We start from the raw sequence: 25,991 nt of genomic DNA on the forward strand, positions 1-25,991 counted from the left end.
GAACAAGGTTTTGCCCGTAGTGTTGGCGTTGATTCCGTTGGCTGCGATAATCGGAGCCTGTGTTTCTTGTCCGTGATGCAATAGTTTCATTCGAGAATGCGGATATATATTCAAGATCTGCCCGGAGGCCTTCTCGAATACTGATATTCCCTGACGGGTCGCACAGGAAAAGGGCCGCTCCGGCATTCCGGAGCGGCCCTTTCATTTTCCCGTTACGGGGGCGATCAGCCCTCGGCGGTCTCGCCTTCGTCGGCGGCCGGAGCCTCCTCGCGAACTTCGGCAGTCGCGCCCGGCTCGGCATTGGGATCATAATCCTCGACGAAGCCGGTGGTGTCGCGGCCTTCCTCGAACATCTGCGCCATCACGTCGACGCCCTGGGCCTGCATGTCGGCCTCTTCCGGCGAGCGGGCGACGTTGACCTTGACGGTCACCGACACCTCGGGGTGCAGCGCGACGCGCACCTCGTACACGCCGATCGCCTTGATCGGCTTGTCGAGGACGACCTGCGCCTTGGTCACCTTGTGGCCGTCGGCGACGAGCGCCTCGACCAGATCGCGCACCGCGACCGAGCCGTAGAGCTGGCCGGTGTTCGAAGCCTGACGGATCAGGGTGACGGACACGTCGTTGAACGTGCCGGCTTCCTTCTCGGCGTCGGTGCGACGCGCGGCGTTATCGGCCTCGATGCGCGCACGGTTGGCTTCGAAGACCTTCCGGTTCGCGGCGTTCGAGCGGAGCGCCTTCTTGTTCGGGAGCAGGTAGTTGCGGGCGAACCCGTCCTTGACCTTCACCACGTCGCCGATGGCGCCGAGCTTGTCGACGCGCTCAAGCAGAATGACTTCCATGGGTCGAGCCTCCCTTACTTAACGATGTAGGGCAGCAGGCCCAGGTGACGGGCGCGCTTGATGGCCTGGGCCAGTTCGCGCTGCTTCTTGGCGCTCACCGAAGTGATGCGCGACGGGACGATCTTGCCGCGCTCAGAGACGAAGCCCTGGAGCAGACGGACGTCCTTGTAATCGATCCGGGGAGCGTCCTTCGCGGAAAAGGGGCAGCTCTTGCGGCGGCGGAAAAACGGGCGTGCCATGGTCTATGTCTCCTTATTCGCCGCCGAAACCGGTGTTGCCGGCCTCGTCACGATCGCGACGGCCGCGGCCGCGCTCACGGTCGCCCTTGCGCATCATCACCGAGGGACCCTGCTCCAGCTCGTCGACCTTGACGGTCATGTAGCGGATCACGTCTTCGTTGATCTGCGTCTGGCGCTCCAACTCGGCGACCACGCCGGCCGGCGCGTCGATCTCGAGCATCACGTAATGCGCCTTGCGGTTCTTCGCGATGCGATAGGCGAGCGAACGAAGACCCCAGGTCTCGGTCTTCACGACCTTGCCGTTATTGTCCTCGACGATCTTGGTGGCGGCTTCCGCCAGAGCGTCCACCTGCGCCTGTGCCAGATCCTGGCGCGCAAGGAACACGTGCTCGTAAAGAGCCATGCGTCTTTCTCACTGTTGGCCGATCGCTGACGCCACCCCGTGCGGCGCCCCTCCGGCTGTCGTTTCAAATCAATGGCTCGAAAGGGCAGGGAATCGCTTCCATGCCCGAACGAAGGGGCGCCCTTAGCGGAGGTGGGGCGGGAACGCAAGCAGGCGCGCAGATTGGTGCTTGCAATGTAGGATTTCAAATGTTCTCCATTTGTTCCATCCGGAATGGAGACAGTTGATGGTACTCGCTTCTAGCTATGGTTTTTCCTCGAGCGCATCGGCGTCCGCGAACAAGACGGCGCTGCAGAATGCGATCAATGCGGCATATCATGTCGAGCTCCCGGAAGACGCCAATGTCGTCGATTTCGAAGGCCCGATCACGCTGCGTCCCGGCACGCGGCTGACCGGCGCCGGTGTCACGGCCTCCCAGATCCGCTGCACGACCGATCTCGCGTTCGTCTACTACGCGCCGACCGGCCTGAACCTGATGGATGGCCCGGAGCTGACCAATTTCAGGCTCGCCTGTGCCGGTTCGGGCATTCAGCTCAACGACCCGAACGGGAACTTCTCCGAGGCCAGCGGCAGTGCTGGCCAGAGCTATATCATGCGCCCGCGTTTCCGGCGCCTGTCGCTCCTGGGCCCGAGCGTCTCGGCGACGGGTTCGTTCGGCATCAACCTGAACAAGTGCTTCTCCGCAGTGGTCGACCAGTGCACCATCGAGCGGTTCGAGCGCGGCTATTGGGGGCGCGGCAGCGACTTCGAGACGATTACCAACCGCACGCGAATCCTCGATTGCGACACGCTGATCCATACCGAGAAGGTCGACACGTTCGGCAGCGGCATGCTGATCGACGGCGCGGACTTGCTGGCTCCGATCCGGACCTTCATCAAGTCGAGCAATCGCCATCTAATGGTGCGCGACAGCTATCTCGAGAAACAGAACGGCTACACGCTGGTCGGGCCGGTGCTCGACATCGAGCACAACTACATTACCAGCTTCGAGCGCAACCGGCTCGAAGTCCCGTTTTCCGGCAAGTCTCCGGAGAACGAGACCATTCAGATGTGCCCCCAGTTTCTGAAGGTGAGCGGCGACGGAAGGGGCGCGCTCTTCGAGTTTGTCGGCAACACTTCGCTCAGCCTCGGCTGGGGCACCGTCGACTGGTATGGCGGCGCCGGCTCCTTCTACGTGCACGATGAATTCGTGCGGCAGAAGATCGTGGTGCGGGACAATCGCCAGTCGTTGCCGGTGCCCTTCGTCACCGAGGATTCGCCGCCGTTGCGGAGCGAGTATCGTGACCTCTGGGTGCTGTCGCCTTCGACGAACGGCCTCTCCGCCGGCAATTATGGCACGGGCTGCAAGGTGGTCGATGGCGCCTTCGTCATTCCGGCGCTGAGCAGCTATGGTTCGCTGCTGCTCTTCCGGGACGACGAGCGTCCGGTGAGCGGCCCGGTGGTCATCCGCGTCCTGGCCAAGGCCAGCGTCGCTGGACAGCAGCTCTATGTGCAGCCGCAGAATTTCGGCGGCACCGCGTCCGCGAGCACGATCACGCTGACCAGCGACTATCAATGGCACGAGTTGCGGCCGGCTATCGGCACCCCGGCGGTGCCGATCTCGTTCACCGATCTCGCAATCTATCTGTGGAATGACGACACCACCCATGGTGGCGCCGCGCATGTGAAGCAGATCGTGGTCGAGCGCGCCTGATCCGAAGGGGAGGGTGCTCCGAAAGCGGCGCCCTCCTTTCCCCTAGTAACGGTCCCCATTGCCGGCGCCATTCCCTCGCGGCCGCGGCATCGGCCGGGTGTCGCTCGCCACGATCGGTGCCGGGCTGCGCGAGAGCCAGCCCCCGTCATCGTCGAGCCGCGGCTTGGGGAAGTCCGCCGGCGGGTGGATCGGGCCGCAGGGCTCCTCGTCCCATTGGAGGCAGCGCAGCCGGTCGTTGTAGATCACGCCGCGGATGTTGCCGGTGCTGCCGTCCTGCCGGGTGTAGCTGCTGTCGAGATACCATTCGCGGTTCTTGCGGGGCTTGCCCGAGCGCACCGGTTCGGAGACCCGCCCCATGTCGATGCCGCGGAAATGGCGCGAGAAGCTGTCGAGCTCGATCGCCGCGCGGAAACGGCTCTCGGGCGCGCCCGGGCCGTCGATCTTCTGGCTGAGCCAGTTGATCCGCCGGTCGCGCCGCGCCTCTTCCTCGCCCAGCTTGGTGATCCAGCCAGTGTCGCGCACGAACATGCCGACGGTGGAGAAGCTCACTTCCGATTGCTTGGGAATGCCGCGCACCGAGACGATCTGGCCCTGGAAGCCCTTGGAGCCGCAGGTCGTCGCCTGCCACATCGTGCCGTCCGCCTCGTAGAGTTCGCAGCCCATCGCGGTGCGCCGGCCGATGAGCGTGCCTTCGCGCAGCCCGTTCGGCCCCTCGAACCCGCCGACCGAATAATAGAAGCCGGTGACGTGCTCGCCGTCGAAGCTCAGCACCACCTTCACGCCGCCGCCCACGATCTGCTGGTAGCAGCGCTGGTCCTGATAGGGGCAGGGGGTCTGTTCGCGGCGGCGCAGATCGGCGGTGACCGAGGTCTTGCCGGTGTAGTTGCCGAAATAGGCGACCTGGCCCTCGAAATCGGGCGCAAGGCCGCCATCGTCGCGGTCGGCCGCCAACGCCGCCAGCGGCACGAGCATGGCGGCGGCAAGGGCCGTAACGGCTGCCCTGAACATCCTGCATTCCTCCCAGTCGACGCGCGTTAACCATAACACTAACGCAGCCGAAACGAGGAGTCGGATTCTTTCGCGCAAACGTAAAACGGCAGGGTGGGGCCCTGCCGTTTCGCGTGCCCGTCAGGCGTTCCGCTTCAGCGGATCGCGCCCGCGAACACCGCCGCGACGATGCCGGAAGTGATGCCGACCAGCACCGCGTCATTGCCCGACCGGACATAGCGATAGCCGCGCGGCGGGGCCTTCAGGCCGCGATAGTGGCGATAGTCGATCTGGCGATAGTCGCGGGCATAGCGGCTGTCGAAACGTTCGCCCTTGCGCCAGTTGCGATATCCCGGCTTGGTGACGACGACCTTCTTCTTGACGACCACCTTCTGCTGCACCGGCGGGCGGCCGTGCTGCGGGGCGGCGGCGAGCACCGGGGTGGCGACCAGCGACGCGGCGACGGCGGCGAGAACGAACTTCTTCATGACTGCACTCCTCATTGTCGGCGACGCCGGATTGCGCCGGCGTCGAGGGCAATCTGGGCTGGCCGTGTCGCAGGTATTTCCCGTTCGATGCGCGAAATGGTCGCAATGTTTCGCAAGTCGGCCGGGTCCGTTCAGCTTCCGCGCTGCGCGCGCGGGGTTGCGTCGGGCAGGGCGCGGTTCTAACGCGCGGCCCCATTGCAGCGCCGCCGACAGGAGAGAGACATGCGCGCCTTCATCTTCCCCGGCCAGGGCAGCCAGGCCGTCGGCATGGGCAAGGCCCTTGCCGAAGCGAGCGCCGCCGCCCGCGAAGTCTTCCAGGAAGTCGACGAGGCGCTGGGCCAGAAGCTGTTCCAGCTGATGACCGAGGGCCCCGAGGATCAGCTGACCCTCACCGCCAATGCCCAGCCGGCGATCATGGCCAATGCCATCGCGGTGCTGCGCGTGCTGGAGAAGGAAGGCGGCATCCGCCTTGCCGACAAGGCCGATTTCGTCGCGGGCCACTCGCTTGGCGAATATACCGCGCTCTGCGCCGCCGGAGCGCTGGATCTCGCTACCACCGCGAAGCTGCTCCGGACCCGCGGCGATGCGATGCAGGCCGCGGTGCCCGTGGGCATCGGCGCGATGGCCGCGATCCTTGGTGCCGACCGCGAAAAGGCCCAGGCGATTGCGGACGCCGCGGCCGAGGGCCAAGTCTGCACCGTCGCCAACGACAATGATCCGGCGCAGGTGGTGATCTCGGGGCATCGCGAGGCGATCGAGCGCGCGCTGCCGATCGCCAAGGAGATGGGGGCCAAGCGCGCGCTGCTCCTGCCGGTCTCGGCGCCTTTCCACTGCCCGCTGATGCAGCCGGCCGCCGATGCGATGGCCGAGGCGCTGGCGGCGGTCTCGATCCGCGCGCCGCTGGTGCCGGTATATGCCAACGTCACGGCAGCGCCGGTCGCCGATCCCGACACGATCCGCGCGCTGCTCGTCGAGCAGGTGACCGGCATGGTCCGCTGGCGCGAATCGGTGCTGGCGATGTTCGCGGCGGGCGTGGGCGACTATGTCGAGTTCGGCGGCAAGGTGCTGGGCGGCATGGTCAAGCGCATCGCCCCCGACGCCGCGCCGGTGAGCGTGGTGACGATGGAGGACATCGAAGCGCTGGCGAAGACGCTGTAGGAATAGGAAGAAGAGATCGGTTCACGCGGAGACGCGGAGGCGCGGAGAACGGGCTTGAAGGATATCGAGCAGATCAGCGGCGACGGGGTCGATGTGGCGCTGCGGCTGCATCGGGAGCTCGGGCCGGGCCTGCTCGAAAGCGTCTACGAGGCCATCCTCGCCAGCAAGCTGATGACGATGGGGTATTCGGTGGCGCGCCAACGGCCGATCGACATTGAATTCGACAACCTTCGATTTGAAGCTGCTTTCCGTATCGATCTGCCCGTGGACGAGCGCTTGCTGGTCGAGATCAAGTCGGTCGAGCGGCTGACCGCAGCGCATGGGAAGCAGCTTCTCAACTATTTGCGTCTGACCAAACAGCCCGTAGGGCTGTTGATCAACTTCGGCGTCGCGACGTTGAAGGAGGGGCTCAGGCGAATCGTGAACGACTATGCCCCCTCCGCGTCTCCGCGCCTCCGCGTGAACCAATAACTTCCTTCTTCTGGAGACCTCAATGTTCGACCTCACTGGCATGACCGCCCTCGTCACCGGCGCCTCGGGCGGTATCGGCTCGGCGATCGCCAGGGCGCTGGCCGCGCAAGGGGCCCGGCTCGCCGTGTCCGGCAGCAATGCCGACAAGCTCGAAGCCTTCCGCGCCAGCCTGGGCGGCGACCATGTCGCGCTCGCCTGCAATCTTTCGGACAAGGCGCAGGTCGATGCCCTCGTGCCGCAGGCGGTCGAGGCGCTCGGCCAGCTCGACATCCTCGTCAACAATGCCGGCGTCACGCGCGACAATCTGGCGATGCGGATGAAGGACGAGGAGTGGGAACAGGTCATCACCGTGAACCTCGAGGCCGCCTTCCGCCTGATCCGCGCCGCCGCCAAGCCGATGATGAAGGCCCGATTCGGCCGTGTCGTCTCGATCACCTCGGTCGTGGGCGCGACGGGGAATCCGGGCCAGGCAAACTATGCCGCGTCCAAGGCCGGCCTGGTCGGCATGTCCAAGGCGGTGGCCCAGGAGCTGGCCAGCCGCAACGTCACGGTCAATTGCGTCGCCCCGGGCTTCATCCGTTCGGCGATGACCGACGTGCTGCCCGATGCGCAGAAGGAAGCGCTGCTCGGCCGCATTCCCGCGGGCAAGCTGGGCGAGGGCGAGGATATCGGCGCCGCCGTCGTCTACCTCGCCAGCAGGGAAGCGAGCTACGTCACCGGCCAGACCTTGCATGTGAACGGCGGTATGGCGATGCTGTGAGCCTGGCGGGGGCTGGAGTTCGATGTCTATGCGTCTTTTCGGAATCGCGGCCCTCATGGCTGCCGCCTTCGCAGTCCCGGCCCAGGCCGCCGATCTCGCGACGATCGATTGCGTGATCGGCAAGCTCAAGCCGGCCCTCACCGAGCAGATCGGCAAGGACGTCACGCGCAACATGGGAGAGGGCGTCGCGGTGCGCCCCACCTATGATCCGGCGGTCGGCAGCGGCATCTCGATCGCGGCCAAGGAATGCGCGGACGCGCACAAATGGTCCGAGGCGGCGCTGTGGGCCGCGCGAGTCTACACGCTCGCTAGGCTTGGCCAGCCGATCGCCGAAAAGGCCGTCGTCGCCCAGGGATTCGATCCGAACGAGCTCGAGAACAAGTTCGACGCGCTGCCCGAGGAGACGCGCGACCGTCCGCTCACCACCGAGGAAATGCAGCAGCTGGTGATCGCCTCGGTCACCGACGAAGCGAAGCAGACGCGCGCCAATGCGGCGCTGCTCAACAAATATTTCCTCTTCCTCAGCACCGTCCGCTATGCGGCCTGGCAGTTTTCGCAGGCCTGACCGCATCGGCACCGGCGCGCACCCTCTTGCAACGACATCATGTGCGATCTAGGTGCGTTCCAACGATATTGAGCCCCTAGCTACAAAGGAAAACAGGGACCATGGCCACTCAGGAAGAGATCACCACCCGCGTGACTGCGCTCGTCGTCGATCACCTCGGTGTCGATGCCGGCGACGTTTCGCCGACGGCGAGCTTCATTGATGACCTGGGCGCCGACAGCCTCGACATCGTCGAGCTGGTGATGGCGTTCGAAGAGGAATTCGGCGTCGAGATCCCCGACGACGCGGCTGAGAAGATCAGCACCGTCGGCGACGCGGTCTCCTACATCTCCGAGCATCAGGCGGGCTGATCGTCCCCGGACGATCGCGCCCTTATGGGCCGAGCTTGAGAATCCAGCGGCTCCCCGTCCCGGGCTCGAAGAGAGTTGGGCGGGGAGCCGTTTTGTTTTGACCATGAAATCAGGTATTTCGCCGATTTTCATGCGCGAATTTCGAGAAGTTTTGACGGAGAAAGCGGATGCGCCGTGTAGTTGTCACCGGCCTTGGCCTCGTCACCCCGCTGGGCGCGGATGTCGAGACTGCCTGGAAGAACATCATCGCCGCCAAATCCGGCGCGGGCACGATCACGCGCTTCGACGCGACCGATTTCCAGAGCAACTATGCCTGTGAAGTGAAACCGGCGGGCCATGAATATGGCTTCGATCCGAGCCTGCGTGTCGATCACAAGGTGCAGCGCCAGGTCGATCCGTTCATCGTCTACGGCATCGATGCCGCCGGCCAGGCGATCGAGGATGCCGGCCTCACCGACATGGACGAGGCAACCCGTTTCCGCGCCGGCTGCTCGATCGGCTCTGGCATCGGCGGCCTGCCGGGCATCGAGAGCGAATCGCTCGTCCTGGCGGAGAAGGGCCCGAAGCGCGTCAGTCCGCACTTCGTCCATGGCCGCCTGATCAACCTGATCTCGGGCCAGGTCTCGATCAAATACGGCCTGATGGGCCCGAACCATGCGGTCGTCACCGCCTGCTCGACCGGGGCGCACTCGATCGGCGATGCCGCGCGCATGATCGCGATGGACGATGCCGACATCATGCTCGCCGGCGGCGCCGAGAGCACGATCTGTCCGATCGGCATCGCCGGCTTCGGCCAGGCGCGCGCGCTGTCGACCGGCTTCCGCGACGCGCCGTGGCGTGCCAGCCGCCCCTGGGACCAGGACCGCGACGGCTTCGTCATGGGCGAGGGCGCGGGCATCGTCGTGCTCGAGGAATATGAGCACGCCAAGGCGCGCGGCGCGAAGATCTATGCCGAAGTCGTCGGCTATGGCCTGTCGGGCGACGCCTATCACGTCACGGCGCCGCATCCCGAGGGCTCGGGCGCTTTCCGCTCGATGCAGATGGCGATGAAGAAGTCGGGCCTCGCGCTTTCCGACATCGACTATATCAACGCGCACGGCACTTCGACTCCGCTGGGCGACGAACTCGAGCTGGGGGCGGTTCGCCGCCTCTTCGGGGACGCGATCGGTGACCTGTCGATGAGCTCGACCAAGTCGGCGATCGGCCATCTGCTGGGCGGCGCGGGCGCGGTGGAGAGCATCTTCTGCATCCTGGCGCTGCGCGACCAGGTCGTGCCGCCGACGCTCAACCTCGACAATCCGAGCGAGAATTGCGCGGGCGTCGACCTTGTCCCGCACGTCGCCAAGCAGCGCAAGGTCCGCGCGGTGCTGAACAATTCGTTCGGTTTCGGCGGCACCAATGCCAGCCTGGTGATGAAGTCTGTCTGACGACGCGCCAAACTCGGCACCGGCCACGCAGCCTGCCAAGCCCCGCAAGAAGCGGCGGCTTGGCGGGTGCGCGTTGCTCGTCGGCATCCTGGTGCTGGTCGCGCTCGGCATGGGCGTGCTCCAGCTCTGGGGCGGGGCCGGGCCGGCGAAGCAGAATCTGACGGTGATGATCCCGGACGGGGCAAGCCTGTCGCGCGCCGCCACCGAACTGGAAAAGGCCGGCGCGATCGGCTCGGCGCGCCAGTTCCTCGTGCTCGCCAAGCTGCTGGGCAGCAAGGATGCGATCAAGGCGGGCGAATATCGCGTGCCGGCGCATCTCAGCCAGTCCGACATCCTCAAGATGATGCAGGGCGGCCGCACGCTCCAGCGTTTCGTCACGATCCCCGAGGGCACGCCGTCGATCCTGGTCTACGAGACGCTGATGAAGGCGCCGCAGCTGACCGGCGAGATCCAGGTGCCGGTCGAAGGCACCGTGCTGCCGGACAGCTATGCCTATAATCGCGGCGATACCCGCCAGTCGGTGCTCGATCGCATGCAGAAGGCGATGGCGAATTATCTGGCCAAGGCCTGGGAAGCGCGCAAGCCGGGCATCGCGGTGAACGATCCGCGCGACGCGCTGACGCTCGCCTCGATCGTCGAGAAGGAAACCGGCAAGCCCGAGGAACGCCGCACGGTAGCCGCGGTCTACTCGAACCGCCTGCGGCAGAACATGATGCTCCAGGCCGACCCGACCTTCATCTACCCGATCACCAAGGGCAAGCCGCTCGGTCGCCGTCCGCTCCTCTCCGAGGTGCACGCGAAGAACGCCTACAACACGTACGAGAAGACCGGCCTGCCGATCGGCCCGATCACCAATCCCGGCCGGGCGAGCATCGATGCCGTGCTCGATCCGGCGACATCCTCGGCGCTCTATTTCGTCGCCGACGGCACCGGCGGGCATGTGTTCGCCGACACGCTCGAGCAGCACAACGCCAATGTGCAGAAATGGTATGCCATCCGCCGCGCGCGCGGAGAGATGTAGGCTTCGCCCGCCCCTCTGCTTGTTTCCCGAATCGCGGCGTGTAACATTGTTTCGTCATCGCCACGAAACCGGGGAATCGCCGCATGCATCGCCTTGCTCTGACCAGCCTTTTGCTCGCCACCGCCGCGCCGGTCCAGGCGCAGGAAAAGGCCGAGCAGCCGGCCGCCAAGGGGCAGGGCTATCGCGAGCAGATGAAGGCGGAGGTCGAGGCGGCATGGGCACGCCCGCCGGTGGAAGAAGCCAGCGCGGTCAGCCACGGCGCCGTGACGGTGGCGGGGCAGAGCATCGCCTATACCGCCACCGCCGGGACGCTCACCATCCGCGATGACGAAGGCAAGCCGACCGCATCCTATTTCTACACCGCCTATACCCGGGACGGGGTGGGGAAGGGGCCGCGCCCGGTCACCTTCTTCTACAATGGCGGCCCGGGCTCGCCTACGATCTGGCTGCACATGGGCAGCTTCGCGCCGGTGCGCGTGACGACGGCCAATCCCGAATATATCCGTCCCGCACCCTATGGCTTCGGCCCCAATCCCCATTCGTTGATCGACAAGACCGACATGGTGTTCGTCGACGCGATCGGCGCCGGCTGGTCCCGGCCGCTGGGCGACAAGACGGGCAAGGATTTCTGGGGCGTCGATCAGGACGCCGATGGCTTTGCTCGCGCGATCCAGCGCTACACCAGCAAGTTCAACCGCTGGGCGTCGCCGAAATTCCTGTTCGGCGAAAGCTATGGTACGCTGCGCAACCCGGTGGTCGCCGCCAAGCTGGAGGCTGCCGGCCTCAGCCTGAACGGCATCGTCCAGTTCTCGACGATCATGAACTATGGCGTACGCCAGCCGGGCTACGACCAGAATTATCTCACCCTGTTCCCGACCATGGCGGCGACTGCCTGGTATCACGACCGGCTGCCGAACCGGCCGGCCGATCTGCGGGCCTTTCTCGACGAGGTACGGGCCTTCACCAGCGGTCCCTATGCCGCGGCGCTGGCCAAGGGATCGACGATCTCGCCCGAGGAAAAGGCGGCGGTCGCCGCGAAGATGAGCGCATATACCGGCATCGGCGAGGCCTATATCCTGCGCGCCGACCTGCGCCTCACCCTGCCGCGTTTCCAGACCGAGCTGCTGCGCGATCGCCGCCTGGCCGTGGGCCGGCTCGATTCGCGCTATTTGCTGAACGTAACCGATGCGAATGCGGACAGCCCCGAGGACGATCCCGCCTCGACTGCGGTGTCGGGCGCCTTTGTCGCGACGTTTCAGGACTATGCGACCCGGGTGCTCGGCTACAAGACCGACATGCCCTATCGCATGAGCGCGCGCGGCCCGGGTTTCGAATGGGACTGGAAGCATCGCGCCCCGGGCGACGGCACCCATCTGGCGCCCGACAGTGCCGTCGACCTTGCCTATACGATGCGCACCAATCCCTATCTCAAGGTGCTGTTCATCAACGGTTATTTCGATTTCGCCACGCCGTTCTACGGGGCGGAATTCGACGTCAACCACATGCTGCTGGACCAGCAGCTCCAGAAGAACATCCGCTTCACCTATTATCATGCCGGGCACATGGTGTATCTGAACCCGGACACGCTCCCCGAGATGCACCGCGATCTCGCGACCTGGTATGACGACGCGCTGCGTGCCGCGGCCTCGAGCAACCCGCCGGCCCGTCCGGAGGCGAAGGCCGGCAGGAACTGATCCCGCTTTCAGGCGAACCCTTCGCCTGGCTCCAGCCCCAGCTTCCCGTGATGGTGGATCGCGATCCCGTTCAGGAAGCTGTTGGCGATCATCCGGGCGCGTTCATGGACGTGCTCGGCTGCATCCCCGTCGCCAATCTCTGCCAGCGTCGCGGCGAACAGGTCGAGCCAGCGCGCGAACATCGGCTTGTCGAGCCCGGGAATCGCGAGGTGCAGCGGCATCGGCCGGCCGAGATATTCGCCGCTGCTGAACAGGATCGAGCGCCAGAAGCGCTTCATCTGATCGAGATGCGGCCCCCAATCCGCGATCCGCTCCGCGAAGATCGGGCCCAGCACCGGATCGGCCTGTACGCGCACATAGAATCGGTCGACCAATTCGGAGACGAAGGCATCGTCGATCCCCATCTCGGCAGCGGAGCGCCGCTTTTCTTCGCGGATCGCGGTGGCATGGGGGGAGGGCGTGCCGGTCTTTTCCATGGCACCCATCTGGGGTGGATGCGCCGGGATGGAAATGGGACATTCGGTCCGGGCACCGAGGAGCTGCGACTTCGCGTCGCCTTCCGATATAGTCGTCATCCCGGCTTTCGCCGGGATGACGACGGCTATCAGATGGTCGGCCGAACCGTCACCCCCGACGAAAGCCGGGGGTATAGTGATGGCGGATCAAAATCGTATTTTTGACCACGGTCAGGAAATTCGTCAAGTGCAATGCCCCCGCCGCCTTAAATGGCTTATCGGCGTCGTTCAATCACAGCATCGTAAAGGCTATTTGCCTTGGTATTATCGAAATCGCAATTAATTTGTCATCGGTTTCGAGAGAATAGTTCTCTTTGCGCGGGATTTATAGAATTATTATCCCAATCTACTTCGCGTTTTGATTGAGGAATGCACTCTCTTCTTGTTTCGTTGTCATAAAACAACGTGCCATGAATCCCCAGTGCATCTCGCTTCAGGATAGGACGATCCCAGATGGGTGCCAGCACCGAGGCTGCCGCTTGATCACCAAGTCGTTCGAATAGATCTTCTGCCAGCTCCATATCTCTTCCATCTGGAAAAATGGCGAGGAACTCGTCCTCCTTTGCCTGGAAAACGCTAAAGGTGGCGTTCACAGCACCATCTATGACCTGGATATTTTTCATACTGAGATATACCATACTCAATTATTTGTAACACCGTTGTATAAAGCAATGCCCATCCGATAGCGATTTGTATAAATAGATAATGATATTCTCGTAACATCGACGCAGATTATTTCCGGTTAACCGATGAGATTTCAAATTAAGATTCTTATTTGTAATTATTTCTTTGGAAATACGTTCCTGTGATCTCTTCCGGGGCGATCTTGAACATCCCAGTGGGGGCCTCCGTGTGCCAACGGCCCATGACCGGTAGGCACCCATATCATGTCATCGGCATCAACCCAGCCGCTCTTACCTTTCAATGGTCCTTCTTCAACCTTCCCCCAATCCTCGCCATTCTTGGGGTCGGAGAATCCCTGATCTTCGCCCGGCTTCCCTGGAGCCTTTGCCCCATTAGGATCTTTCGCATCTGCGGGCGGCTTGATGCAGAATACGCCCGTCCAACTACATATATTCCGGCGCCCGTTCTCAATCGACGGTTTGGTGATGGGAATCCTAGGCACTTCTGTAGGCATCGGCGGCGCCGGAGGAGCAAAAATTGGGGTCACCAGTCGGTCTTGCCATCGAACAGGCAGGCTCGAAGAGGGCATTAGAGGTTAATCGGGGCTGTGGCTGAAACTGGCCGTGGACTAAATGGTGCGCGCCGATATGGTGCTGAAGGCAATAGTTCGGCCCGGCATCAGCTATGCATGTCGGGAGGGCGTTTCAAAAGGGGGAGGCGATGCGTAACGTCAGGAACGTCCTAACAATGTCCGCAGCAATTTTGCTGGGCGTCGCGATGCTGGCTGCCACGGCCGCACCACCATCTCCGGCGAACGACACAACGAACTATACCTATGACGCGCTGGGCCGCTTGGTGAAGGTCGAGCAGGAGGGTGGCGTGAGCAACGGCGTTGCCAGCAACTATAGCTACGACAAGGCGGGCAATCGGACCAATGTGAACGTCACTGGGGCGCCATGAGAATTGCGGCGGCTCTTCAGTAGCACCGGCGATCTCGGCGGAGCATGCTCCACGTAGATGCTCTCGGAAGCATGTTCCAACGACCAGGTCAATATGAGCAGATTTCGCAGATCCTGCGAAGCGCTATCCAGATTGGTGGATCAAGTGATGTCCTTTAGGATTGAATCGGCCGTTCCGAAGATTGTTACGGCAGTTCGTGGCGCATTAATGTGCACGGTGATGTCGCTGATTTTCTTAAGTGGCCATGCGCATGCGCAACTTATGCCGCCTAGAATGTACACATTGAGTCCAACTGGTGTCGATCGCGCAACGGGTAGTTTCGTAACTTCTGTAAAGGATCTCTCTATCGGTGGGATGTCACTTGACAGATCGTATGTAACTGCGGACAGGCCCGGGAATTGGACGTCGAATAACTATTTTGGTTATGGCTGGACGCACAATTTCGATATATACGCCAGGCAGGATTACTTCAACGGTCAGGCAACGTCTCTCGTCGGCATTGGTCGATCGGTCTATAGATTCTCGGGTTGGCCTCCTAGTACCTACCCGGAGATCGATGAGGCCGGTACAACGCTGACATCCGTCGGTGGAGCGATGGTTTTCACGGATCGCGGGGGAGTGATCTATAGATTTCTCTCTGGAACAGGCCTCGTGAAAGTTTCATCGATTACCTACCCGGACGGAACGGTACTCAATTTTAACTATGTTTCCGGCTTGCCGAAGACGATCATCAGCAATCGTGGCTATGCGCTGGTTTTTGATTATTCCTCGACGCGCGTGACTTCGGCCTGTGGATACAGCCTCGCTGTGACTTATGTCACTACTTCTTCGACGTGCGCGGCGGCCAAGCTAAAGGTTAATTACGGATACACGTCGTCAAGGCTGACCAGCGTGACCGATGTGATGAATAACACCGCGAATTATAGCTACGATGCCAACGGCTATCTTTCGTGCCTTACCGATCCTGGTACGACGACTTGCAGAATTACCAACACCAACACGGGTAACGTGTATACTGGCCAGCCCAACGTAACCGCGCAAGTTACCGCCGACGGAGCAACTTGGGGATTTGAATGCGATTGCGGCGCGTATGAGCTCGCCGTTCCGGACGATCCATATCCTCAGGAAGGAAGCAAAGTGACGCAGCCTAACGGCGCCACGTCGGATATGACTTTCGTCCACGGGTCGCCGGTCTACTACAAAAACGAAAACGGCCAAGTATATACATCCAGATATGTAGGCCGGACCTTGTTCTCGATCACCTCTCCGGAAGGCAACATCGTCAACTACAGCTACAACGGGAATCTCGTGGGTAGCAAAACGTCGTTTGTCGCAAAACCTGGCAGTGGCCCCGCGAACGTCGACCAGGACACGAAGGTCTTCCCGGCTTCCTGCTCTAATCCGGCGATTTGCAATCTGCCGCTGTCGATCACCGACGCGAAGGGCAACCAGACCGACTATGCCTATGCGAGCTGGGGCGGTGTGACGAGCGAGTTGCGGCCGGCGCCCACCGTGGGTGCAGCGCGCCCGCTCAAGCTCAACACCTATGTTCAGAAATATGCCTATGTGAAGAATGCTGGCGGGGCATTGGTCGCGGCGGCATCGCCGGTCTGGGTGTCCGATACCGAGACGATATGCCAGACCTATGCGGGCAGCAGCGCTCTGACTTGTGATCCGGCGGCGCCGATCACGATCACGGCTTACGAATATGGCGCGAGCGGCACTGCGGACAATCTGCTGCTGCGCGGCAGGGTGGTTAGTTCGGGCGGGGTGAGTTTGCGCACCTGCTACGGATACGACTGGAAGGGACGCAAGATCTCCGAAGCCAGCCCGCGGGCCGGCCTCGCGAGCTGCTCGTAGACCGTAGGCGGGGGAAGCATCGATGAGGAAGATTGTTACCCGGCTGCTCGGTGTGGCCGCCCTGTTCATGCCTGTCGCCGCGATGGCGCAGGCCTTGCCGTCGGATTTCACGAGTGCCACGCGCTATGACTTGGCGGATCGCGTCACCGGCACGATTGCGCCGGACCCGGACGGTGTGGGGCCGCTGCGCTATCTGGCGGTGCGCAACAGCTACGATGCGGCTGGTCGCCTGGTGAAGGTGGAGAAGGGCCAGCTCGCGGACTGGATGCCGGAAGCCACGGAGCCGAAGGACTGGACTGGCTTCACTATCCACCAGACGGTGGAGACCGTCTATGACGTGATGAGCCGCAAAACGCACGAGCGGGTGCGCGAGGGGGTCAACGGCCCGATCCATCAGGTAACGCAATACAGCTATGACGCTTTGGGCCGGCTGGAGTGTACGGCGGTGCGGATGAACCTGGCGGCGTTCGGAAGCCTGCCGGCAAGCGCCTGTGCGTTGGGGGCGGAAGGGAGCCAGGGCCCGGACCGGATCACGAAGAACGTCTATGACGCGGCCGGCCAACTGGTGCAGGTGCGCAAGGCCGTGGCTTCGAGCCTGGAGCAGGCCTATGCGACCTACAGCTACACGGCGAACGGCAAGCAGGAATATGTCGTAGACGCGAACGGCAACAAGGCGCGGCTGGTCTATGACGGGCACGATCGCCAGGTGCAGTGGCAATTCCCCTCGGCGAGCGCGCCGGGCGGCTACAATCCCTCGACGCCTGCCAATGCGCTGGCGACGGCGGGCGCGGTCAACGCCAACGACCGCGAGGAATATGGCTATGACGCGAACGGCAACCGCACGTCGCTGAGGAAGCGCGACGGGCGGGTGTTCGGCTATACCTTCGACGCGCTCAACCGGATGAGCTCGAAGATCGTGCCGACGGCGTGCGTGGCGGGCTATGCCTGCACCAGCGTGAACCCCTCGGCGACGCGCAGCGTCTATTACAGCTACGATCTGCGCGGCCTGCAGACGGCGGCGCGGTTCGACAGCGCGAGCGGCGCGGATGCAGTGACCAACGGCTATGACGGGTTCGGGCGACTGACATCGAGCACCACCAGCATGGCCGGGGTGAGCCGCAGCCTGAGCTATCAATATGATGCCGACGGCAACCGGACGCGGATCACCCATCCGGACGGCAATGTCTTCACCTATGCCTATGACGGTCTCGACCGGCCGGTGGACACCTATGAGAGCGGGCTGTACCAGCGGCTGCATTTCGATTGGGACAGCCAGGGGCGCCGCTGGGGCGAATGGCGCGGTTCGGTCTTCTCGACCTATGGCTATGATCCGATCTCGCGGCCGGCGAGCATCACCCATGACCTGGCCGGCTCGGCCTATGATGTGACGACGTCTCTCGGCTATAATCCGGCAAGCCAGATCGTCAGCAGGACGCGGTCCAACGATGCCTATGCGTTCACGGGTTTCGTGAACGTCAATCGAGGCTATGCGCCGAACGGGCTCAACCAATATGCGAGCGTGGCCGGCACCGGCTTCGGCTATGATGCCAATGGCAACCTGATCTCGGATGGCACTACCAGCTACGCCTATGACGCCGAGAACCGGCTGGTCGCGAACTCGGCGGGCGTGAACCTGGTCTATGATCCGCTGGGGCGGCTCTACCAGGTCTATCGGGCCGGAGTGAGCGATACGCGCTTCCTCTATGACGGCGACCAGCTCACGGTCGAATATGACGGGTCGGGCAATCTGCTGCGGCGCTATGTGCACAGTGTTGGCGAAGACGATCCGATGCTCTGGTACGAGGGGGCATCGCTCGCCGACCTGCGCAGCATGCAGGTCGATCATCAGGGCTCGATCGTGTCGGTCGCCGATGCCAGCGGCAACAAGCTCGCGATCAACAGTTATGATGAATATGGCATCCCGGGGGCGGGCAACATGGGCAGGTTCCAATATACCGGCCAGGCCTGGATCCCCGAACTGGGCATGTATCACTACAAGGCCCGCATCTACTCGCCCACCCTCGGGCGGTTCCTGCAGACCGACCCCATCGGGTATCAGGATCAGGTCAATCTCTATGCTTATGTCGGGAATGATCCGGTCAACGGCAGAGACCCGACAGGCAATTTTGCCGAGGATTTCAGTTTGGTGGGGAGGGAATGTTCAGCTGGTAGCGTATGCGTTACCTATGGCGGCCTCAATGCAGCTATCGATCCGGGTGGCGCCGGAAAGAAGGGGGGCGGTGGTCGACCTGGCAATGGCGAAGCCGGTAGGACTAGCAGCGCGGCGGGAAGCGGCAATGCTGATAAGAAATATCGCCCCGGGCCGAACCCTGGAACCCGCCAATGGAAAGATCCCAACGGGAAAACACATTATGGGTCCTGGCCTCAAGATGGCAGAAAGGGAGGAGATGGGACTGGCGTGCATCCCAATAGCAAATATCCCGACGGAACACCCGTTTCCGGAAAGGGGGCGCCCACGCCTAGCCCAACTCCCAGCCCGGAAGTAGCATCACCATCCAATGCCCGTGCTATAAATGGGGTTTCTCCCACTGCAGGCACTGCCCTTGGTATCCTTGGGATTGGCGTTGTCGGCGCATGCATCTTACTTGAGCCGTGTGGCGCGGTTCTAGGTACTATCACGGCAGCAGGTGCAGTGGTGGTGGTTGCGCAGTAGGAGGTCATCACCATACTCTATGGGTGGAGAATGGGTTGCAAATCCCTTTGCGGGAATAGCCTCCGATGCCCGGCTCTCCGAAGCGTCTCAAAGAAGTGCGAGGGTAGCGATCATGATGAGTGAAGAAAATAAATTGAGAATATTTGATGAGGCGTTTCTTGCTGAAGAAAATGGCGAGATTTCGTCTGCTATAGAATTGTATCTCATAATCGCTAATGAGAAGTATGTCTCTGCGCAGGTAAATCTTGGGAACATATTTGATGATATAGGCAGGCATGAGGATGCCGCATACTGGTACAAGCGGGCCGTTAGGCAGGGAAATAGAGATGCTGCTCAGAATTTAGTCGTGCATTTCAGGGATCTTGGACAAAGAAGAAGGGAGAATTACTGGAAAAGAAGATATTCCGATATGGGCACTGCTTAAATAATAGAATCCATCTATGCGTTGCGATACGTGCCGTCCTTTCGCCATGCTGCATCCGCTTCTTTCCGGTCATTGCCTGTAAGGTGCGGTGTAAGGAGCGCGGCAATCCCGAATGGCGCGATAACGATCTTCAGGCGCGCACCTCACCCCGGAGTATGCGGCAACGCGGGTCCAGTCGGTAAACGCAATGATCGACGGCATGATTAGCCCGCAGGCAATTCAAGTGGCAATGGAGCGTGCGGCGCAATTGCCGCCGGATAACCGGGCCAGAAAGCCACTCGACCTCACATCAATTCATCACGGCGGTTTCAATCAGTTTCATGTGTCGATTGACCCCCGCGACACCATTGCAATTAGGTTCGAGCGGCGCAGGTTGAGCTGGCAAGTGACCGATCTCAAGCTGGTCCATGACTTAAATCGAGCATTCGCTCGACCTGACGACGCCGCCATGATTCCCAACCCGGAATAGAGAGCCAGTCTTTGCGAGAATGTCTGCAAGCAGCGCGAACATCTCATTGTCGTAAGGCCGCTTGGACCGCTGTTCGATAATGAGGCGCGCTGCGTCGAATATCCGAGCGCATCTCCAGCATGTGGTCATAAATGTAATTTTGACCCGCTATCACTATACCCCCCCGACGAAAGCCGGGTTTCCAGGCGATCAGCCCTTCAGCAAAGCCGCTTCGCGCGCCAGCGCCTCGACCTGCTCGTAGCTCGCGCCCTTCGGCGTGACCCAGGATCCGCCCACGCACAGGATCGGATCGAACGCCAGCCATTCCGGCGCGGTCGCGGCCGAGATCCCGCCGGTCGGGCAGAATTTGCACTGGTAGAAGGGCGCGGCGAGTGCCTTCAGCGCCTTCAGTCCGCCCGAAGTCTCGGCCGGGAAGAATTTGAAATGTTCCAGCCCCAGGTCGAGCCCGCGCATGATGTCGCCGGCATTGGCAACGCCAGGCAGATAGGGCACGCCGCTGCGGGTGATTGCGTCGCCCAGCCTGTCCGTCAGGCCCGGCGAGACGATGAACTCGGCATCCGCCTTCATCACCTGCTCGAACTGATCGGTATTCACGACCGTGCCCGCGCCGACGATCGCACCCTCGACCTGCTTCATCTCGGCGATCGCTTCCAGCGCCGCCCCGGTACGCAGCGTCACTTCGAGCACGCGCAGGCCACCCTTCACCAGTGCCTCCGCCAGCGGGCGGGCGGTAGCGGCGTCTTCGATCACGAGCACCGGGATCACCGGCGCGGTCTTCATGATGGCTTCGATATTCAAAGGGCATGCTCCTGCGCGAATGCCGCGGCGGCGCCGTACAGGCCCGGCTGCGGGTGCGTGATGAGCTTCACCGGAATGGAAGACATCAGCCCCTGGAACCGGCCCTTGGCGACGAACCGCTGGCCGAAGCCCGACTGCAACAGATGGTCCTTCAAGCGCAAGCCCAGACCGCCGGCGATCACGACGCCGCTGGGGCCATGGCACAGCGCCAGGTCCCCGGCGACCGCGCCCAGGCTCAGGCAGAAGCGATCGAGCGCCGCCACCGCCAGTTCGTCCTTGCCGTCCAGCGCCAGGCTCCAGATCGCCTTGTCGTCGAGCCGATGGACCGGCTTGCCCTCGAGCTCGGCCAGCGTTTCGTAGAGCGAGACGATCGCCGGCCCGGCCGCTACGCGTTCCTTGGAGACGCGGGTATAGGTCTTGCGCAGCCGCTTCACGAGCGCGTCCTCGATCGGATCGAGCGGCGCGAAGTCGCTATGCCCGCCCTCGGTGGCGATCACGTCATATCCGGCGCGGTGGCGGAAGACCTGCGCCACGCCCAGTCCGGTGCCCGGGCCGCACACGGTGATCGAACCCTTGCCGGGCAGCGGTTCGTCGGGCCCGCACAGATGGAGGAAATGCTCCTCGCCCATCTGCGCGACGGCATGGCCGATCGCTTCGAAATCATTGACCACCGTCCAGGTATCGGCGCCCAGCCGCTCGGGGATGAGGGCGGGGCGGATGACCCAGGGATTGTTGGTCAGCTTGATGATGTCGCCGCCCACCGGCGATGCCACCGCCAGCGCCGCCGCCTTGGGCAATTCGCGGCCCAGCGCCTCGCCATAGGCCTGCCAGGCGAGTTGCAGGCTGGGATGCTCGGCGACTTTCTGCGTGACCGGCTCGCTGATCGAGACCACGCGACCCTCTGCCACTTCGGCAATGGCAAAGCGGGCGTGCGTGCCCCCGATATCGACCGCGACGACTTCCATTCGGGCTCCTGATCCTCTCTCGCGCCGTGGCCTGTCAACGTTGCCAGACCCGGCTGCGCCCTTCTTCCCCCGTGCGGCGCAGAAGTAAAGGGTAACCGTTCTCACGATGCCCCGGTCATCCCGGCGGAAGCCGGGATGGCGGTTGAACCTACAGCCCGGCTTCCGCCAGCATTGCCGAGGCGCCCCTTTCGGCCTCGTCGCAATGGTGGCGCAGCATCGCGAACAATTCGCGGCCGGTGCCGATCGCCGGAGGGGGCGTGGGAACGTGCGCGCGCGCATCCCATTCGGCGGCATCGACCAGGGCGTTCAGCTCGCCCGTCTCGGCGCAGAGCCGCACCACATCGCCGTCGCGCAGCTTGGCGATCGGCCCGCCACCCAGTGCCTCGGGGCTGAGATGGATCGCGCACGGCACCTTGCCGCTGGCGCCCGACATGCGCCCGTCGGTTACCAGCGCGACCTTGAACCCGCGATTCTGGAGGACGCCCAGCGGCGGCGTGAGCTTGTGCAGTTCGGGCATGCCGTTGGCCTTGGGGCCCTGGAAGCGCACGACCACCACCACGTCGCGATCGAGCTCGCCGGCCTTGAATGCGGCCTGTACTTCGGCTTGGTCCTGGAACACGCGGCATGGCGCCTCGATCGTCCAGCGCTCGCGCTCGACGGCGGAGACCTTGATGCAGGCGCGGCCCAGATTGCCCTTGAGGATGCGGAAGCCGCCTTCGGGCGAGAAGGGCGCATCGGCGGTGCGCAGGATCGTGTCGTCGCCGCTCCGGGCGCCATGCTCGGTCCATACCAGCTGGTCGCCCGCCATTTCCGGCTTGCGGCCATAATCGGCCATACCGCCCTTGCCGACGGTCAGCGTGTCGCCGTGCATCAGCCCGGCGTCCAGCAACTCGCGGATCACGAAGCTCGGCCCGCCCGCATCCTCGAAGCCGTTCACGTCCGCCGAGCCATTGGGGTAGACGCGCGCCAGCAGCGGCACCACGCGCGAAAGCCGGTCGAAATCGTCCCAGTCGATCGTGATCCCGGCTGCCCGCGCGAACGCCGGCACATGGATCAGATGGTTGGTCGAGCCGCCGGTGGCGAGCAGCACGATTGCCGCGTTCACGATCGCCTTTTCGTCGACGACATGGCCGATCGGGCGATAGTCGTCGCCGTTCCAGCCGATCTCGGCGAGCCGGTGGACGGCGGCACGGGTCAGCTCCTGGCGCAGCTTGGTGCCGGGGTTGGCGAAGGCCGCGCCCGGCATGTGCAGGCCCATCGCCTCCATCATCATCTGGTTGGAATTCGCGGTGCCGTAGAAAGTGCAGGTGCCCTTGGAGTGATAGGCCGCGATCTCGGCGTCGAGCAGTTCGTCGCGGCCGATCTTCCCTTCTGCGTACAGCTCGCGGATCTTGGCCTTTTCCTTGTTGGCCAGGCCCGATCGCATCGGTCCGCCTGGCACCAGCACCATCGGCAGATGGCCGAAGCGCAGCGCCCCCATCACCAGGCCGGGCACGATCTTGTCGCAGATGCCGAGCAGCGCCGCGCCCTCGAAAGTGCGGTGGGAAAGGGCGACCGCGGTGCTCAGCGCGATCGTGTCGCGGCTGAACAGCGAGAGCTCCATGCCCTGATAGCCCTGGGTCACCCCGTCGCACATCGCCGGCACGCCGCCGGCCACCTGCGCGGTGGCCCCGGCCTCGTGCGCCCAGACCTTCATCTGCTCGGGATAGCGGTAATAGACCGCGTGCGCCGAGAGCATGTCGTTATAGGCGGTGACGATGCCGATGTTCATCGAATGCCCGGCCTTTAGCTGGTCGCGCTGCTCGTCGGTGCCCGCATAGGCATGGGCGAGGTTGGCGCAGCCGAGCTTGGGCCGGTCGTTGCCCGATTCGCGCTCGGCATCGACCAGCGCGAGATAGGCGCGGCGGCGCGCCTTGGAGCGTTCGATGACGCGATCGGTGACGGCGGCGATTTCGGAATGCAGGGTCATGACTTGGCCTCGGATTACGCTGCCCAGTGGATATCGACGGGCAGCTCGACATCGGCGAGCACCCGGCCGACCGGATAGCTCGAAGAGGCGCCCTGTTCGATCGCCGCTTCCAGCACCTCCTTCTTGGCCTCGCCGACGATCGCGATCATCAGCGCGCGGGCGGAGACAATGGCGGCGCGCGACAGCGTCACGCGGGCGACGGGGGCTTCCGGGGGCAGGGGATCGGGCATCACGCCCAGCGCGCGGCGTTCCTTCGGGCCGTTCAGCGCCTCGTCGAAATCGGGGCCGGGGAAGATCGAGGCGCAATGCCCGTCGCCGCCCACGCCGAGCAGGCACAGGTCGAGCGGCCAGTGCACGTCCTGGAGCAGCGCATCCGCCGAGCGGCCCGCCGCCTTGTAGTCCGGCGCCTTGTCGCTCACCAGCGGGATGACCCGCGCGCCCTTGGGGATGAAGATCTTGCCGATCGCGGTGACGTTCGACAGCGGATCGCCCAGCGGAACGATGCGATCGTCGCCCGGGATGATCGTCACGCGCTTCCAGTCGATCTTGGCCTTGGCCAGCTTCTCGTAGATCGGCAGCGGCGTCCTGCCGCCCGCCAGCGCGATCACCGCGGCACCGCGGGCGTCGATCGCGCTCTCGATGATGAAGCCGATATCGCCCGCGACGGCCTCGGCCATCTCGTCGGCATCGTCATAGTCCCACCATTCGATTTCGGTCGTCATGTTCGTTCCTTGTGTTCGGGTGGGTGTTCCTGGCGCAAGATCATCGTCGCACCGAACTGTTCGACGATTATCTCCCGCCAAATATCCCATCTTCGTCCTCCCTGCCTGCGCAGGGAGGACGGCTAAGTTCGTGGCGCCGCCCCAGTGTAGCTCACTCGTTCCACGTCACCCCGTCGCGCTCGGTCAGCGCGATCGCGGCGCTCGGGCCCCAGCTCCCCGAGGCATAGGGTCTGGGCTTCACGCCGCCCGCCTTCCAGCCTTCGCGGATCGCGTCGATCCATTCCCACTGCGCCTCCACTTCGTCGCGGCGGACGAACAGCGTGGGATCGCCCTCGATCAGGTCGAGGAACAGCCGCTCATAGGCGATGCGGCGGCGCGTGCCGGCGAACTCGTGCTCGAGGCTCAGGTTCAGCGGCACTTCCTTCAGGCGGATACCCTCGCGGTCGAGCCCCGGCTGCTTCGCCATCACGCGCAGCTGGATATATTCCTCGGGCTGCAGGCGGATCACCAGGATGTTGGGTTGGAGCGCGCCCCCGCGATCCGCGAAGATCGAGTGCGGCACGGGCTTGAACTGGATCACGATCTCGCTGCGCCGTTCCGCCAGGCGCTTGCCGGTGCGCAGGTAGAAGGGAACGCCGTGCCAGCGCCAATTGTCGACATGCGCCTTGATCGCGACGAAGGTCTCGGTGTCCGAGGGCTTCTCCAGGTCGGTGTCGTAGGAACGGACGATCTCGCCCTTCACCGCGCCGCCGCCATATTGGCCGGTCACGGTCAGGTTCGGCACGTCGACGCCCGCGACCGGGCGAAGCGAGCGCAGCACCTTCACCTTCTCGTCGCGGATCGAGGTGCCGTCGAAGCGGGCGGGGGGTTCCATCGCGATCAGCGCGAGGAGCTGGAGCATGTGGTTCTGCACCATGTCGCGCAGCGCGCCGACATCGTCATAATAGCCCGCGCGGCCTTCCAGGCCGACCGTCTCGGAGACGGTGATCTGGACGTGATCGATTCCCTGCGCATTCCACACCGGCTCGAACAGCGAATTGCCGAAGCGCAGCGCCAGGATGTTCTGCACCGTCTCCTTGCCGAGATAATGGTCGATCCGGAAGGTGCGGTCCTCCGGAAAGGCCTCGGCGACGATGTCGTTGACGATGCGGCTGGAGGCGAGGTCGACGCCCAGCGGCTTTTCCAGCCCGATGCGGACATTGGCACCGGTCAGCCCTGCGGATTCGAGCCCCTTGATCGTCGGGCCGAACAGCGAGGGCGCGGTCGACAGGAAGATGGCGAGCCCGTTCGAGATGTCGCCCAGCTTCTCGGCCAGCGCGGCGAAGCCTTCGGTCTTCGAGGCGTCGAGCCGCTGGTAGAAGAGGCGCTCGAGAAAGCTTCCGACAGCGCTGTCATCCTTCCTGTCGGCCGGCACGAAATGATCGAGCGCCTCGCGGGCGAATGCGCGGAAGCCGGCATCGTCATAGTCCGAACGTGCGGTGCCGGTGATGGTCAGCCCTTCGGGCAGCAATCCGTCGGCGTGAAGACCATAGAGGGAGGGGAGCAGCATCCGCTGGGAAAGGTCGCCGGTGGCACCGAACAAAAGCAATTTGCCCGCGGGCTGTCGCATGGATCGCCTCTCTGTCGTCGTTTCGAGCCCGCGAGACACCAAAGGGGCGCAAAGATCAAGGCCGGTGGCAATGGTTACCAGGGGAAACCGGTGACAGCCGGCGCGCGGAGCGGTGCAAACCATGTTCGCGCAACGTCGCGGCGGCGCGATGAAGCAGAAGGGAGAGAATGGTCCACGCGGAGGCGCGGAGACGCGGAGATTTGCGCTCGCGACTTGCGCCCGTGCCGTGTCAGCGGCAGCACTCGTGGAAGTGTCGTGGTGGGGGGCACCGCTGCGCGGCGCGAGACAGCCTCCGCGTCTCCGC

Annotated in this window: 27 protein-coding genes; 14 read left to right on the forward strand and 13 right to left on the reverse strand. The window is 63.5% G+C overall.

Annotated features, from left to right (window positions below; all coding sequences use genetic code 11):
* Positions 1–224: 224 nt before the first annotated feature.
* From rplI to rpsF, 3 genes are read right to left on the reverse strand one after another with little or no spacing between them, the layout of a single operon-like run.
* Positions 225–842, reverse strand: a complete 618-nt coding sequence (rplI, locus tag FHR20_RS06215) for a 50S ribosomal protein L9 (RefSeq protein ID WP_167298699.1) — start codon at positions 840–842, stop codon at positions 225–227.
* Positions 843–856: 14 nt separating this feature from the next.
* Positions 857–1,081: a 30S ribosomal protein S18 gene (gene rpsR / locus FHR20_RS06220; protein ID WP_010543816.1), complete on the reverse strand. Its 225-nt coding sequence runs from the start codon at positions 1,079–1,081 to the stop codon at positions 857–859.
* A gap of 13 nt (positions 1,082–1,094) precedes the next feature.
* Positions 1,095–1,484, reverse strand: a complete 390-nt coding sequence (gene rpsF / locus FHR20_RS06225; RefSeq protein WP_086129467.1) for a 30S ribosomal protein S6 — start codon at positions 1,482–1,484, stop codon at positions 1,095–1,097.
* 226 nt (positions 1,485–1,710) lie between these two features.
* On the opposite strand from rpsF, the gene FHR20_RS06230 reads away from it, so the two are divergent.
* A complete protein-coding gene (locus tag FHR20_RS06230) occupies positions 1,711–3,177 on the forward strand; it encodes a hypothetical protein (RefSeq protein WP_167298700.1) in 1,467 nt (488 codons plus the stop codon).
* 42 nt (positions 3,178–3,219) lie between these two features.
* Here the strand turns inward: FHR20_RS06230 and FHR20_RS06235 are convergent, their stop codons facing one another.
* On the reverse strand, positions 3,220–4,185 hold the full coding sequence (locus FHR20_RS06235; RefSeq protein ID WP_167298701.1) for a hypothetical protein: 966 nt from the start codon (positions 4,183–4,185) through the stop codon (positions 3,220–3,222).
* Positions 4,186–4,319: 134 nt separating this feature from the next.
* Complete coding sequence (locus FHR20_RS06240) at positions 4,320–4,652, reverse strand: RcnB family protein (RefSeq protein WP_167298702.1); 333 nt, start codon at positions 4,650–4,652, stop codon at positions 4,320–4,322.
* A 222-nt stretch (positions 4,653–4,874) separates the two neighbouring features.
* Here FHR20_RS06240 and fabD point away from each other — a divergent pair, with 222 nt between their 5' ends.
* The 8 genes from fabD to FHR20_RS06280 all read left to right on the forward strand — a co-directional run bounded on the left by fabD (position 4,875) and on the right by FHR20_RS06280 (position 12,098).
* A complete protein-coding gene (fabD, locus tag FHR20_RS06245) occupies positions 4,875–5,810 on the forward strand; it encodes an ACP S-malonyltransferase (RefSeq protein WP_167298703.1) in 936 nt (311 codons plus the stop codon).
* A gap of 54 nt (positions 5,811–5,864) precedes the next feature.
* Entirely contained in the window at positions 5,865–6,281 is a 417-nt protein-coding gene (locus FHR20_RS06250) for a GxxExxY protein (RefSeq protein ID WP_167298704.1), read from the forward strand.
* A 22-nt stretch (positions 6,282–6,303) separates the two neighbouring features.
* Positions 6,304–7,041 carry a 3-oxoacyl-[acyl-carrier-protein] reductase gene (gene fabG, locus FHR20_RS06255; RefSeq protein ID WP_167298705.1) on the forward strand — a complete coding sequence of 246 codons (738 nt, stop codon included), beginning with the start codon at positions 6,304–6,306 and terminating at the stop codon, positions 7,039–7,041.
* Between the two features lie 28 nt (positions 7,042–7,069).
* Entirely contained in the window at positions 7,070–7,606 is a 537-nt protein-coding gene (locus FHR20_RS06260) for a hypothetical protein (protein ID WP_167298706.1), read from the forward strand.
* A gap of 101 nt (positions 7,607–7,707) precedes the next feature.
* On the forward strand, positions 7,708–7,956 hold the full coding sequence (locus FHR20_RS06265) for an acyl carrier protein (protein ID WP_086129474.1): 249 nt from the start codon (positions 7,708–7,710) through the stop codon (positions 7,954–7,956).
* 167 nt (positions 7,957–8,123) lie between these two features.
* Positions 8,124–9,383, forward strand: coding sequence for a beta-ketoacyl-ACP synthase II (gene fabF / locus FHR20_RS06270; RefSeq protein ID WP_167298707.1), 1,260 nt, complete (start codon positions 8,124–8,126; stop codon positions 9,381–9,383).
* Positions 9,384–9,492: 109 nt separating this feature from the next.
* Positions 9,493–10,404, forward strand: a complete 912-nt coding sequence (gene mltG, locus FHR20_RS06275) for an endolytic transglycosylase MltG (RefSeq protein ID WP_167299395.1) — start codon at positions 9,493–9,495, stop codon at positions 10,402–10,404.
* 83 nt (positions 10,405–10,487) lie between these two features.
* On the forward strand, positions 10,488–12,098 hold the full coding sequence (locus FHR20_RS06280; protein WP_167298708.1) for a S10 family peptidase: 1,611 nt from the start codon (positions 10,488–10,490) through the stop codon (positions 12,096–12,098).
* 8 nt (positions 12,099–12,106) lie between these two features.
* Here FHR20_RS06280 and FHR20_RS06285 read toward each other — a convergent pair whose 3' ends face one another.
* The 3 genes from FHR20_RS06285 to FHR20_RS23215 form a co-directional block, all read right to left on the reverse strand.
* On the reverse strand, positions 12,107–12,574 hold the full coding sequence (locus FHR20_RS06285) for a group III truncated hemoglobin (RefSeq protein WP_208413423.1): 468 nt from the start codon (positions 12,572–12,574) through the stop codon (positions 12,107–12,109).
* Positions 12,575–12,900: 326 nt separating this feature from the next.
* Positions 12,901–13,251 (reverse strand): hypothetical protein, encoded by a 351-nt coding sequence (locus FHR20_RS06290; RefSeq protein ID WP_243857137.1) that lies wholly within the window; start codon positions 13,249–13,251, stop codon positions 12,901–12,903.
* 143 nt (positions 13,252–13,394) lie between these two features.
* Positions 13,395–13,826: a polymorphic toxin type 37 domain-containing protein gene (locus FHR20_RS23215; protein WP_425057374.1), complete on the reverse strand. Its 432-nt coding sequence runs from the start codon at positions 13,824–13,826 to the stop codon at positions 13,395–13,397.
* Positions 13,827–13,984: 158 nt separating this feature from the next.
* On the opposite strand from FHR20_RS23215, the gene FHR20_RS06300 reads away from it, so the two are divergent.
* From FHR20_RS06300 to FHR20_RS06320, 5 genes are all read left to right on the forward strand, one after another.
* Positions 13,985–14,197, forward strand: coding sequence for a hypothetical protein (locus FHR20_RS06300; protein ID WP_243857138.1), 213 nt, complete (start codon positions 13,985–13,987; stop codon positions 14,195–14,197).
* A gap of 594 nt (positions 14,198–14,791) precedes the next feature.
* Positions 14,792–16,057: an RHS repeat protein gene (locus tag FHR20_RS06305; RefSeq protein ID WP_167298710.1), complete on the forward strand. Its 1,266-nt coding sequence runs from the start codon at positions 14,792–14,794 to the stop codon at positions 16,055–16,057.
* Positions 16,058–16,079: 22 nt separating this feature from the next.
* Complete coding sequence (locus tag FHR20_RS06310; protein WP_167298711.1) at positions 16,080–18,731, forward strand: RHS repeat domain-containing protein; 2,652 nt, start codon at positions 16,080–16,082, stop codon at positions 18,729–18,731.
* Positions 18,732–18,750: 19 nt separating this feature from the next.
* Entirely contained in the window at positions 18,751–19,155 is a 405-nt protein-coding gene (locus tag FHR20_RS06315) for a hypothetical protein (protein WP_167298712.1), read from the forward strand.
* A 187-nt stretch (positions 19,156–19,342) separates the two neighbouring features.
* Positions 19,343–19,624 (forward strand): hypothetical protein, encoded by a 282-nt coding sequence (locus tag FHR20_RS06320; RefSeq protein ID WP_167298713.1) that lies wholly within the window; start codon positions 19,343–19,345, stop codon positions 19,622–19,624.
* A 189-nt stretch (positions 19,625–19,813) separates the two neighbouring features.
* Here FHR20_RS06320 and eda read toward each other — a convergent pair whose 3' ends face one another.
* The 5 genes from eda to zwf form a co-directional block, all read right to left on the reverse strand.
* A complete protein-coding gene (gene eda / locus FHR20_RS06325; RefSeq protein ID WP_167299399.1) occupies positions 19,814–20,404 on the reverse strand; it encodes a bifunctional 4-hydroxy-2-oxoglutarate aldolase/2-dehydro-3-deoxy-phosphogluconate aldolase in 591 nt (196 codons plus the stop codon).
* A 14-nt stretch (positions 20,405–20,418) separates the two neighbouring features.
* A complete protein-coding gene (gene glk / locus FHR20_RS06330; protein ID WP_167298714.1) occupies positions 20,419–21,387 on the reverse strand; it encodes a glucokinase in 969 nt (322 codons plus the stop codon).
* Between the two features lie 148 nt (positions 21,388–21,535).
* On the reverse strand, positions 21,536–23,356 hold the full coding sequence (edd, locus tag FHR20_RS06335; RefSeq protein ID WP_167298715.1) for a phosphogluconate dehydratase: 1,821 nt from the start codon (positions 23,354–23,356) through the stop codon (positions 21,536–21,538).
* A gap of 14 nt (positions 23,357–23,370) precedes the next feature.
* Positions 23,371–24,078 (reverse strand): 6-phosphogluconolactonase, encoded by a 708-nt coding sequence (gene pgl, locus FHR20_RS06340; protein ID WP_167298716.1) that lies wholly within the window; start codon positions 24,076–24,078, stop codon positions 23,371–23,373.
* Between the two features lie 151 nt (positions 24,079–24,229).
* On the reverse strand, positions 24,230–25,687 hold the full coding sequence (gene zwf, locus FHR20_RS06345) for a glucose-6-phosphate dehydrogenase (protein ID WP_167298717.1): 1,458 nt from the start codon (positions 25,685–25,687) through the stop codon (positions 24,230–24,232).
* Between the last annotated feature and the right edge of the window lie 304 nt (positions 25,688–25,991).

The organism is Sphingomonas leidyi, from assembly GCF_011761945.1.
Taxonomy (GTDB): domain Bacteria; phylum Pseudomonadota; class Alphaproteobacteria; order Sphingomonadales; family Sphingomonadaceae; genus Sphingomonas; species Sphingomonas leidyi.